Annotated in this window: 2 protein-coding genes; both read right to left on the bottom strand. The window is 62.1% G+C overall.

Translation table 11 applies throughout. The annotated features are described in order from the left end of the window. Positions 1–23 precede the first annotated feature (23 nt). Positions 24–12392, bottom strand: coding sequence for a BTAD domain-containing putative transcriptional regulator (locus A5753_RS07510; protein ID WP_082971204.1), 12369 nt, complete (start codon positions 12390–12392; stop codon positions 24–26). A gap of 164 nt (positions 12393–12556) precedes the next feature. Next, positions 12557–13186, bottom strand: a complete 630-nt coding sequence (locus A5753_RS07505) for a TylF/MycF/NovP-related O-methyltransferase (RefSeq protein WP_197694615.1) — start codon at positions 13184–13186, stop codon at positions 12557–12559. Positions 13187–13248 lie beyond the last annotated feature (62 nt).

Below are 13248 nucleotides of genomic sequence, written 5' to 3'. Positions count from 1 at the left end.
TTCGGCGCTGTTGTGAAAACTGCTTAAGTCTGTGTCAGCGGCAGCCGATCGAGTTCGTCGAATCGTGCCAACGCGGCTTCAAGATCTGTCTCGTCGAAAAGCTCGCAACTGCTCAGCAAGTCGCGGTCGAACGTGAGAAGGCAGATCTCGCGCCACTCGGCTTCAAAGCCGTCCTTTGAGGTTCCAGTCACCACCACGGTGGTCACCGCCCCGAGGTTGGTCAGGCGGTGCACAGTCTCGTTGCGAAGCTTGGCGTCCGGGACGACGTTCCACGTGGTAAGAAGGTAGGGCACCAACTCGCCGGATGCATGCGCTCTGGCTCGTCGATGATCGATGTTCACCCAGTCCGCTGTGTTCGGGAAAAGCTCATGTCGGTTCCACGCGGCGTTGGCCTGCATCACTAGTGACCAGGTGCGTGACTGTACAGCCGCTTCGCCGGCGAGATACCGTGCGTCGAGTTGCTGGAAGGCGGCGTCGATGTGGTCGGGGTCGAAGCTGATGGTCTCCTGCATCAGATTGTCTTCACCAATTTCCATGACAGACAGAGCGTCCCAGATGACCGGCTGGTCGGACTCATTGATGTCGCGAACGCGGTGGCGTGTCAGTGAAAGACGAGATCCTCTCAGCGCGATGACCTCCATGCTCGATCGCCAGTTGCTGGGCGCCTGGAACAGCCGTTGAACGTCCTTCCACAGCGCTAGTCCAACATGTATGCCACGCAGACCCTTTCGCCGCTCGTCCAACCGAGCGTCCTCAGCCATGAGGGCCAGGAATCCGCTCATGTCCCGGCGGTTGTGTGCATCGACCAGGCGCGCACAGGTGCGGGTCGAGGCGTTTTCGAGCGGCGGAACTGGTCGATCAAGCTCGTCAAATCTTGCGAGCGCGGAGTCAATGTCGGCTTCGTCGAAAGACTCGCAGCGACTGATCAAGCCGGCCTTGAACGTCAAAATGCAGACATCCCGCGACTCGGCGTCGAATCCATCGTGCGAGGTTCCCCTCAGGGCGTGTGTCACGACTGCTCCATGTTCACTGAGCCGGTGTACAGCCTCAATGAGCAATTTGATATCCGTGGTGAGTTCCAACAGTGCACCCAGCGATGCGGCCAGATCAACCGCCTCGCTCCTGACGTGCCGCCGATGATCGATGTACACCGAATCCGGTGTCATCGCAGGGGATTCGTGGCGGTTGAAAACAGCGTAAGCTCCAGATGTCACCATCCATGTGTGTGCGTGGGCGGCTGCCTCCCCGGCAACATACCGCGAATCAAGTTCCTCGAACGCAGCGTCGAGATCGTCCAGGTCGAACGTCACAACCACCGAGATCCGCTTGTTGTCGTCGATCTCCACGACCTGTAAGACGTCATGGAACTGGAAGGCCTCGGGTCGCACGTCGTTGCTCGGGCGGACTAAGCGTAGGACGAGGCGCTTTCCGCGGGTGGCGATGACGGTCGACGAAATTCTCTCGGCGCCGATATCGGAGACGGCTTGCATGTTAGCGATTGCGGCGTCGCGACCTCGTCGGACGCCGGCATTGGTCACACGTCGACGATCGTCATCGAGTACGTCGTCAATCATGGTTTCGGCCATGGCTTCCCAGTTGCGGGCGGCGTAGCACCGTTCGAAGCACTCGATCACTTGGCTTGCTGCGTTTTCGAGCCGTGGTGCTTGCGGGCGGAGCTCATCAAACCGAGCAAGCGCAGCGTCGAGGTCTGCCTCGTCGAACATCTCGAACCGGCAGACCGTGTCGCCATCGAAAGCGAAAAGGGCGACCTCGCGCAACTCGAATTCGAAGCCGTCCCGTGAGGTTCCATTGACTACCTCGGTGATTACCGCCCCATGGCTGCTCAACCGGTGCACGGCCTCGATGTGACCCTTAACGTCCGGGGCGACTTCATAGGTTGCGCGAGTGTAGGCGATCATGTCGCCCGGTGCGAATGCTCGACCGCGCCGGTGATCGATCTTGACCCAATCCTCCGTCGTCGGCAGGAATTCGTGTCGGTTGTAAGCGGCTTGGACCTGCGTCATGGCTGTCCATGTGTGCGCGTGTGCGGCGGCTTCGACGGCGAGGTAACGCGCCTCGAGTTCCTCGAACGCGGCATCGGCATCCTCGGGATCGAACACGAAGAGTCCCGTAATCAATTTTTCGCTGTCGATCTCGACGAGGAAGAGCACTTCGGTGTGGAACATCTCGGGTGCAGGGTCGCTGGTTGACCATCGCCAGCGACTGAGCGCGAGGCGCTCCCCGCGGAGGGCGATAAAACCTAAAGTCTCGACCCTGAAGTCGCTAATTGCCCGCATGTTCCGGATCACGAGATCGCGACCCCGCCAGGAGCCGCCACTGATCACTCGACGGCGATCGTTGTAGAAAACGTCATCGGCGAAAATGTCTGCGATTGCGGCCCAGTCACCAAGAGTGAAGCAATCATAGAAGCGCTCATTGACCCGGGCGGCCGTGTTTTCCAGTCGTGGTGCCTGTGGGTGCAGTTCGTCGAACCTCGCGATCGCGGCGTCCAGGTCTGCCTCGTCGAAGACTTCGACGCGGCTAAGGAGGTCGCCTTCAAATGTGACCATTTCGATGAAGCGCAATTCGGCGTCGAGGCCCCCTTGCATGGTCGCGTTCACCGCCTGGGTGACGACGGCTCCGAGTTCGTCCAACCGGTGTATTGCCTCGACGTACACGCCGAAAGCAGAAGTGATGTCCCACAATGCATGTAGGGATGCGGCGAGATCAACACCTTCGATCGACACAAGCTGTCGATGATCGATGTAAACCGAATCCGGAGTGGTCGCTGGCACTTCTTGCCGATTTACCCCGGCGGTGATCCGCGCAACAAGCGACCATATTTCTGCCAGGGTGCCCGCCTCACTGGCGATGTAGCGAGTGTCAAGCTCAGCGACGGCTGCGTCGAAATCGTCAGCGTCGAATACAGTGCGTGCCACTAGTCGGTTTTCGGCGTTGATCTCCGAGACGCATAGCGCGATGGAGCCCGACCAGCTGTCTTCGATGAAATAACGGCCGAGGACGAGGCGCTCTCCACGGATCGCAATCACCGTGGACGTCATGTTCGTGACCCCGACATCGGCGACGGCCCGCATGTTTGCGATCTCGGCATCTCGCCCGTGGCGGACACCGGCGTTCACTAGGCGACGGCGATCATCCAACAAAATATCTTCGGTGAACAGTTTTGCGATGGCGTCCCAGTCGCGGGCCGAGAAGCTGGCCAAGAAGCGTTGTTCTACTTGGCTTGCCGCGTTTTCGAGTTGTCGCGGATGTGGTTGCAGTTCGTCAAAACGAGCGAGTGCCGCATCGAGGTCCGCTTCATCGAAGACCTCGATGCGGTTGATCCGATCGCTTTCGACAATCACAACGAAAAGCATTCGCCACTCGGCCTGGAAACCGTCCGACGAGTTCCCGTGCGCAGCATAGGTGGCGACCGCTCCGAATGTGCTGAGGCGATATACCTTCTCGATGCGGACCGCGAGGTCTGGCGTGATGTCCCAAATGGCGCGCAAACGTGCTTGCGGATCACTTGCGTCGATTACGGGGAGCTGCCGGTGGTCGACCTGGACCCAGTCAGTTACCGCGAGCTCGTGCCGATTGAATGCGGCGCATTCTCGTGCGATAACCGACCACGACTGGGCGTACGGTGCCGCTTCACCAGTGACGTAACGGGTCTCGAGCTCCTCGAAGGTGGCGTCGATGTCATCGGGGTCGAACAGCAGACGGGCGGCGACCCGGTTGTCGGCGTTGAGTTCGACCAGGCAGAGCGCCTCGTTGCGGAACGACTCGGGATCTTGATCTTCCACCGGCAGAAGAACACGACACAGGGTCAGGAGCTTAGCGCGTGTCGCCACGGTGGTAACCGCGATGTACTTAACTCCGACGTCCGCGATCGCCCGCATATCCGCGATTTCGGCGTCTCGACCGTGACGGATACCGGCATTCACCACTGAACGGCGATCCTCTGAACAAATGTCTTCGGCCACTAGCTCCCCTAGGGCAATCCAGTCACGGGCAGCGAAGTGCGTGAAGACCCGCTCAATCACTTGGCTTGCCGCGTTCTGCAACCGAGGTTGATGTGAATGCAACTCCTCAAAGCGGGCGAGCGCCGCATCGAGGTCAGCCTCGTCAAAGATTTCGCAGCGGTCGATCCGGTCTCCTTCGACGGTGAGAATTTGGATCTGTCGCCACTCGGCGTCAAAGCCTTCTGAAGAAGTTCCATGTTGCGCATGGGTGATGACCGCTCCGAGCTTGTTGAGCTGATGCACCGCCTCGACATGGATGCTGAGGTCTGGAGTGAGGTCCCAAATGGCACGGATGGACGCGAGCATGGTGCTGGACGCGAACGGTGTACCTCGCCGATGGTCGACGGTGACCCAGTCCGCCCCAGGGAGTTCGCGCCGGTTGAACGCGGCATAAATACCTGCTATGACCGACCATGTGTGGGCGTGCGCAGCCGCTTCGCCGGCGAGGTAGCGGGCGTCGAGTTCGGCGATGGCCGCGTCGAAATTGTCCAGGTCGAACGAGACTGAAGCGACGATCCGCTCGTCAGCGTCGATCTCGACCATATTTAGGGCATCGTTCTGAATAGTCCCGGGGTCAGGGCCCGCCGCGCGAACACGCACGAGGGCGAGGCGCCCGCCGCGGGTTGCGACGACCCCCAACATCGTTAGCGTGAAGCCGACTTGGGCGATCGCGCGCACATCTTCGATCCCGGCATCTCGACCATGTCGGACTCCGGCGTTCACTACCCGCCGGCGGTCTTCGCTAGCAAAGTTATCCGCCACATTTGCGGCCATAGCGTCCCAGTCGCGCGTGGCGAACCACGCGTAGATGCGCTCGTAAGCTTGGCTTGCCGCGTTTTTCAGGCGCGATTCCGGCGGGCTGAGCTGGTCGAACCTCGCGAGTGCGCCTTGGAGGCCCGCCTCTTCGAAGACCTCGCACCGGCTAAGGCGGTTACCTTCGACCGTCAGAATGTCGATCATCCGCCATTCGGCGTTGAAGCCCTCTGGCGAAAGCCCTTTTACCGCATGGGTGACGACGGCTCCATAATTGGACAGCCGATGCACGGCCTCTATGTAGATCCTGCTGTCAGGAGTCTGATTCCACACTCCGCGAAGGTATGTGGGGAGATCCGCCGCTTCGATGGTTAAAACCGGTCGATGGTCGACGTACACGGAATTCGGCGTCGCTGCGGGAAGTTCATGCTGATTGAACGCTGCACAGGTTCTTGCCATCACCGACCATGTCGGCGCGTGGGCGGCCGCCTCCCCGGCGAGGTAGCGCGCGTCGAGTTCCTCTATTGCGGAGTCGAAGTCGTCGAGGTCGAATGCAACCCCGGCGACGAGCCGCTCGTCAGCGTTGATTTCGTTGACGATGAGTATCTCCGTGACGAATGCCTCCGGTCCTTGATCACGGCTTGAAAGACCGAGGCGCACGAGGGCGAGGCTCTCACCGCGCGTCGCGATGACGGTCGACGTCCGGTTCGTGAGCCAAAGTTCGGTGCGCGCCCGCATGTCTTCGAGGTGGGCGTCTCGACCATGCCGGACTCCGGAGCCGACCACCCGACGCCGATCGTCGCTGGAATAGTTGTCGGCCAATACCTCCGCCATATCCTGCCAGTCGCCCGCCGCGTAGTACGCCGAGAAGCGATCGGCCACTCTGCTTGCCGCGTTTTTGAGTCGGTGCGCCTGCGGGTGCAATTCCTCAAAGCGGGCGAGCGCGGCGTCGATGTCCGTCTCGTCGAAAAGCTCGCAATGGTTGATCAGATCTTTGTCGACGGTCAGAAGGTTGATGTCCTGCCACTCGGCATCGACGCCCTCTTGCGACGTCGCCTGAGACTCGTGGGTGACGACCGCTCCCAGGTCGTCTAGGCGATGCACCGCCACAATGTGCGTGCTGGCGCGTTGTGTTGCTTCCCACGTCGCACGTAGGTACGGTTTCATGCCACCGGGCTCGATGGTCACGAGCCGCCGCCTGTCGATCTCCACCCAGTCCGGTGTCGTCGCGGGCAGTTCGTGTCTGTTGATCGCGGCGTAGGCCCCTGCAATTACTGACCATGTGCCCGCGTGGGTGGCAGCTTCGCCGGCGAGGTACCGACGATCGAGTTCCTCTAGGGCGGCTTCGAAGTCATCAAGTTCGAACACCACGAGTGCCACAATCCGGCCGTCGTTATCGATCTCGACGAGATGAAGGACTTCAATCCGGATCGCCTCGGGGTCGCGGCCGGTAGCCTGAGTCCGCGAAATGATGAGCCGCTCGCCCCGTGTCGCAATGATGGCCGGTGCCAAGTTCGTGAAACCGACCTTCGCGGCCGCCTTCGAGTCTTGGATCTCGGCATCTCTTCCATATCGCGTTCCGGCGTTGGCGGTACGGCGGCGATCGTCAATGCAAACGTCGTCGGCCAAGATCTCGGCCATCATGTCCCAGTCGCGGCTCGCGAAGCAACTCAAGAAGCGCTCGTATACCTGGCTCGCGGCGTTTTCCAGCCGCGCTGCCTGCAGGCTCAGCTGATCGAACTTGGCCAGTGCGGCGTCGAGATCTGCCTCGTCGAATAGCTCTGCTCGGCTGATCATTTCGCGGTCGACCATCATGATCTCGACGGCCCGCCACTCGGCGTCGAAGCCCTCGTGCGAGGTTCCATATCCCGCCCAAGTGAAGACCGCGCCGAGGTCGGTCACCCGATGTGTTGTTTCGATGTAGATATTGAGGGTTTGGTCGAGTTCCCATCCGGCGCGGATGTAATCGATACCTTCGCCGGGAGCAAACGATGCGGCTCGGCGGCGGTCGAGACTCACCACATCCGGTGTCGCCGCTGCGATCTCGTGGCGATTGTGCGCAGGGAGAACATCGGCGATCACCGACCAAGTGCGCGCATGGGCGGCTGCTTCCCCGGCGAGGTAGCGCGCGTCGAGGTCGGCGATGGCGGCCTCGAAGTCGTCGAGGTCGAATATGATCACTCCCGCGATCCGTTCGTCCGAATCGATCTGGACGATTTGCAGGACATCGTTTTGGATCGCAGCGGGATCGCGTCCGGCAGCGCGAACACACGCCAGCGCCAGACGGTCGCCGCGGGTCGCCCTGACATCTACGACCCTTATGGTGAAGCCGATGTCGGCCGCCGCCCGCATTTCCTCGATTCCAGCGTCGCGACCGTGTCGGAGTCCGCCGTTCACCACTCGACGGCGATCATCGATCAACTCATTCTCGGCCACCAGCGCGGTAATTGCCTCCCAATCGCGGACTTCAAAGTGCTGCCACAGGCGCTCGTAGATTCGGGTTGCTAAGTTTTCGAGCCTCGGCACCGGTCGGCTGAGTTCGTCGAACGTCGCAATCGCGACGTCGAGGTCCGCATCGTCGAACAGCTCGCAACGGTCGATGCTGTCGCCTTCGATCATCAGGAGGAAAACCTCGCGCCACTCGGCATCAAAGCCGTGTCGCGAGCTGCCATTCATCGCATTAGTTACTACTGCTCCGCGACTAGTCAGCCGATGCACCGCCTCGATATGGATCCGGGATTGCGGCGCTACATCCCAGGTGGCGTGGATGTATGGAATCATTTCGCCGGGTGCGAACGATCTTGCTTGCCGGTGATCGATGTTCACCCAGTCTGGTGTCGTCGATGGAAGTTCGTGTCGGCTTATGGCGGCGTAGGCATTGGTGATCGCCGACCAGGTGCGCGCGTAGGCTGCCGCTTCGCCGGCGAGGTACCGCGCTTCGAGTTCCGTTAGGGCGGCCTTGAAGTCGTCTAGGTCGAAATGGGTCCTGGCAAGTATGAGTCCGTCGCAGTCGACCTCAATAATTGACAGTGCCTCAACTATCAGCCTGTCGGCACCGGTTGCCTCCGGCCGAGCGTCGTGCCCCTCGAACCGTAAGCGGCTCAGGCACAGGCGATCTCCTCGTAGAGCCAGGGGCGTTGCAATGATACTGGTTGCGCCGAGGGCGGCGATCGCCCGGATACTTGCGACCTCTGTTGCGCGGTCGTTGCTCGTTTGGCGGAATCCTCGGCGGCGGTCGTCGACGTGGATATCTTCGACGAACCGTGCTGTCATCTCATCCCAGGACCGACTAGCGAAGTGCGCTATGGCCCGATCATCGGCTCGACTAGCGGCGTTCTCGAGCCGCCGCGGCTTTGGTTGTTCCTGCTCGAATCGGGCATGGATGGCGTCGAGTTCGATCATTGCGGCGTCAATGTCTTCGACGTCGAACCACATCTGCAACGCGATTCGCCGGTCCTTGTCGAGGCCGTATAGCTGGAGAATTTCATCGCGCGGCGCTCCAGGGCTGACGTCGGCACTGCTTATCGCCAATCGAGCAAGAGCCAGACGCTCGCCTCTCACGGCGACAACGACTTGGTTGAACCGTAGGTGGTCCTTCTCGACAGCGCGCCTGCTCTGCCGTACCCAGTCTGCCGATGGAAGGTCGATCTGCTTGAAGCCGACGATCTTCCGGCGACTCTCGACGAAGGCCTCGGGTGCATAAAGCTCCTGGACCACGTCCCAGGCCTCGCTATGGATGGCAGCTATCACGCGTTGGCCCACTTGTACGCATGCATTGTCGAGCTCGGCAACTGGCGCATCGGGCGGAGCGGGACTCGCCAGGGCGGTCGGCACCATCCGGTCATCAAGGACGAGACGCGCCTTCTCGACGAGTGCGGCGGCCCCCTTTCGCTCCCACAGGCCGACCGCTTGCTCGACGGCGGGCCGCGCTTCCGAGACATCACCAGCGGTGACCAAAACCGTTGCCAGCGCAAGGCATGCGTCGCCATGATCAACCAGCGCGTCGGTGCGCTCGGCCAAACTGACAGCGGCCTCGGCCACCCTCCGCGCCTCGTCGTGATCGTTGGCGCGTGACAGCAGCTGTGCGCGAAGCGTGCGCCAGGCGATCGAGGGCTTCAGCGCGTGGCCAGCGAGACGCTCGCTTTCCGCGCACAACTCGCCGGCCTCGGCGCCTCGGTCGAGCAGGAGGCACGCGCGGCCGAGCAATGCGGCGGTCTCGGCGGTGTCGGCATCGAGGCCCATGCGACGAAAACCATTGTAGGCCTTGCGCAGATGAAGCTCGGCGGCACCAGGGTCGTCGATGACCAGCTCGACGATGCCGGCGAACTGCTCGACTTCTAAGAGTGCATGGCGCAGGCCGAGGTCGGTAACCGTGCGCCGGGCCGAGTCGATCATCCGTCGTGCCGCGGCGCCCCGGCCGCGGAAGGCTTCCAATACCGCCTGGCATCGCGTTGACGTCGCCTCGACGGCGGGCGAATCGGTTGTGATGCGAAGCAGCCGCACCACGTCAAGGCACCGTCCACCCGCCCGCGGAACAGGATTGGGGCCCCAGAGCGCGGCGAGCGGCGCACCGGCCAGCACGGCGTTGACCCGCCGGTGTTCACGCGCGCGTCGCGCCGCGGTAAGAGCTTGGTCCAGGGCGATTTCGCAGTCACCGATTCGTCCGAGCCGTGCCAGGCATGTGGCCCGTACGGTGTGCGCTTTGGCTTCGCCCGCGGCATCGTCCAACCCGGCCAGCTTCTCGGCGGCCGCGTCCAACGCGGCTTCGACCTCGTCGAGCCGCTCCGGGTGAATCAGCATCGAGAGCTCGCCCTCGAAACATGTCGCCCATGCCGCCAGCCGGGCCGAATCGACTGTCGCCGACTGCAATTGCGAGACAGCCCCCGCCGCCGAAATCACATCGCCTGCGGCCAGCAGGGCCTCGCAGCGGGCGACCAATAACTCTGCGGCTTGCTCGTTGCGGTCGGGCAGTTCGTCGTCGAGCTCCTCCAGCGCGTGCAGTGCTCGGTCGTAGAGTTCAGCCGCTCCTTCGTAGCCGAGTCGTGCCATCGCCTGATCTGCGGCACGCCGGCAGTACTCGACGGCCTTGGCCGCGTTTCCCGCCCATGCGCATTCGAAATAGTGGTGTGCCAGTTCAGCCAGCAGCTCGTCGTCTGCCCCCGGCTCGGTCTCCAGCGTTGCGGCGATGCGCTGGTGCAGCCGCATGCGTCGCACCGATGCCAGCTCGGCGAGCAGCGACCGACGCACAATGGCGTGGTTGAACCGGTATCGACCGCCGGGCTCCTCAATGACGATGCCGGCCTTGCACGCTTCGTCGAAAGCGTCAACGAGATCCTGCTCCACCACCCGTTCCACGAGGTCCATGGCGAACCGACTGCCAACGACGGCGGCTGCGGCAAGGGCCTTATTCGTCTCTGCCGAAAGCCGAGAAAGTCGGCGGCTCACGGTTTCCCGAACCCCTTGCGGCAGGGTAGTCGGATCCCAAACGCCGCCACTTTCATCGACATGGCGAAGCGCCTCAATGAGGAAGAAGGGGTTGCCACCGGTGACCGATGCCAGAGCCCGCGCTAGCTCTTCGTCGTCGTAGCCTGCTTCGGTGACATATGCGGTCACGTCCCCCTCGTCGAGGCCGCTGAGCTGAAGGCGATTGGCAGTGCCGGACTCCGCGCCGCGATGAAGATCGGCGAGCATGGCCGCCAACGGATGGGAGCGGTCTAAGTCGGTGCTGCGGTACGTCCCGACGATTTGTACGCGGGCATGGTCACCGAAGCGCAGAAGATGACGTAGCAAGAGCAGCGTGGGTTTGGCCGCCCAGTGCAGGTCGTCGAGAACAACGACGACGGGCGCGCTCGTGGAAGCAACGTCCAGCAGCGCCACGACCGCATCGAAAAGTGCATAGCGTTCGGTGTCCGGGTCGGCGCGCGTCGGCGCAGCCAGATCGGGTAGGACGTCGCTCAGCCCCGGCGCCAATGCGAGTAACGCTTCAACACCGCGCAATTCGCGCAGCCGTGTGGCGCCGATGCACGGCACAAGCGAACGCAGCGCCTCGGCGAAAGGCTGGTACGGCGCACCGAGATCCTCATCGCAACGGCCGTAAAGCACAACCGCTCCTTGCTGATAGGCACGTTGAGACCACTCGCCGGCCAGACGTGTCTTACCCACACCGGGTTCGCCGGCGATCAGAACCGCGTGCATGCCGCCCGCGAGCGCCGTGTCCCACACGGACGCAAGACCTTCGAGTTCATGGGTGCGCCCGACGAATGGACCGGGACCAACAAGTACCGCGGGAAGGCCGGGCCGCTCGACGAGTGCATCGATCGTCTGTTCGGAAGGACCATCATCGGTGGTTTGCAAGCGAAGCTCGAAAACGTGCTCTGGGCGTGCCAAGTTTTTCAGCTGACGCATTCCCAGATCGGCGAATACGACATCGTCGGGCAGTGAGTCGATGACGAGTTCGGCTGTGGCGCCCGAGCAAAGGATCTGGCCACCTACCGCCAGGGACCGCAGGCGCGCTGCACGGTTGACTGCTCGACCGAAGTAGTCGCCGTCGCGAAGCTCTACCTCGCCGGTGTGCAGCGCGATGCGAATGCGCATGGGATCCCGTAACGCCCATGGTTCTTGGGCAATCGCATCCTGTAGCTCCAGCGCTGCGATGGCCGCCGCCGACGGTCGATCGAAGACCGAGAATGTGGCGTCGCCTTCTCCGCGGGTCTTGATCAGCCGTCCTCCGCGGGAGGTCACAATGTGTTCGGCAAGCTCGTCGTGGCGGGCGAGCGCGATCGCCATGGCTTCGGCATCGGCCTCCCACGCGGCGGTCGATCCCTCGATGTCGGTGAGCAGGAAGGTAACGGCACGTGTCACCGTCGTAAGCTGTTGTCCTACAGTAACTTCCAATGATGCGTCCTGCGCAACGATCGCGGCTTCCAGCCGCCGAAGTTCTGGCGCCGGGTCGACCCCCAGCTCGTCGGCCAGCAGTGACCTTGCTCGTTGATAAGCCGCCAGCGCTTCACCTTGCCTACCGGCGCGGTACAGGGCGAGCATCAGCTGGCCCCATCGCCTTTCGCGAATGGGCGCGTCGGACACGGCCGCCTCGAGCTCGCCAATGATCTCCGCGGCTCGGCCGGTCGCCAATAGGGCATCGGCGCGATCCTCGACCAACGCGGAGTGGCCCTCTATCCAGCGGGTCTTCTCGGATACTCCCCGGCGGGTATCGGGCAGCTCCGGGATTCCGCGCCACAGGGTCAGCGCCTCGTCGAAGCGGGCCACCGCTTGGATGCTGTCGCCAGCGGCTGCGGCGTCACGGCCCGTCTTGATCGCCAGCTTGTAGCGCGAAGCATCGGTATCGGATTTATTGAGGACCCAGCCCGTTCCCTTAGTCAAAACGAAGCCGTCATCCAGCGTGCGCCGCAGCGCGGATATGTGCGTCTGGAGCGCCTTGGCGGCGGTGCGCGGCGGATCATCGCCCCACAGGAGCTCGAGCAGCGTATCGGCCGACACGATCGAAGAACCGTGCAGCCCGAGCATGGTCAGGATTGCGCGGGGTTTAGCGCCCGGGATTGCGACCGGGGCGCCGTCCCGCTGCACCTGGAGAGGTCCCAAAACCCCCAGTTCCACCGCATGAAGCCTACTCACGTTCCGATAGTCAGGGAGTGGAATCAACACACGGTCAAGGTCGAGTAAAGGCGTTTGCCGACGGCGAAAGGTGGCCCTTTAGTCGGGCGGGCGCGACTCAGCAGTTGAGGGCAGCGACGGCCGTGCGCTGACCGCTCCGCCGGAGCTCAGATTATCTGGACAACCGCTTGCTCGAAGTACTGGTTGTACGCAAGGTAGACAGGCTTTTTCCCTGTCCATTCCAGGAATTCCTGGAATGCCTTGAATTCATGTTCCGCGGCTTCGGGGTAATTATAAAATTCATCGAAAACTATCACGGTGCCGGGCGCAATATTATCGACCAGCTGGTCGAACATCTCCTTCGCCGACGCATATATATCGCAATCCACATGCAGGAAGGCGATCGGCGTAGTTTTCAGAATCTCGGATTTGAACCGTGGAAGGGTGTCGTGAAACATGCCTTTCACCAGGCTCACATTGTGCAGAACCGGTGGCGTCCACCCTTCGGTGTTGACCCGAAAAGTCCCTTGAGGGACGTTGAGATCGGTGCGAGCCCATTCTTCGGGAAGCCCGTCAAAGGAATCGAATCCCCAGATGCGTTGCTCTGGATTGAGCGCGGCAATGAAATTGATGGTTCGTCCTGTACACACCCCCATCTCCAAATACGCACCTTGCAGGGTCACGGCATCGGAACCGAACTTGAGCACGGCTGCATCGGTGTCCAAAGCTTTTGCGCCGGCGAAGTATTCCGTCACCATTGCCCGAGCGGTCGGCGAATTTCGATAGTCCTTGTCCATCGGGTAGAAGTTGAGAACCTGGCGCCCCTTGTGCCACTCGGCACTCGCGGAGGGCATCTTTA

The organism is Mycobacterium sp. 852002-51971_SCH5477799-a (assembly GCF_001667145.1).
Lineage (GTDB): Bacteria > Actinomycetota > Actinomycetes > Mycobacteriales > Mycobacteriaceae > Mycobacterium.
This window is presented reverse-complemented; position numbering and strand designations above follow the sequence as displayed.

What these genes read in the sequence shown, in the direction of transcription:
- A5753_RS07505 (WP_197694615.1), bottom strand. Translation starts at nt 13,186, where the DNA reads ATGGACAAGGACTATCGAAATTCGCCGACCGCTCGGGCAATGGTGACG.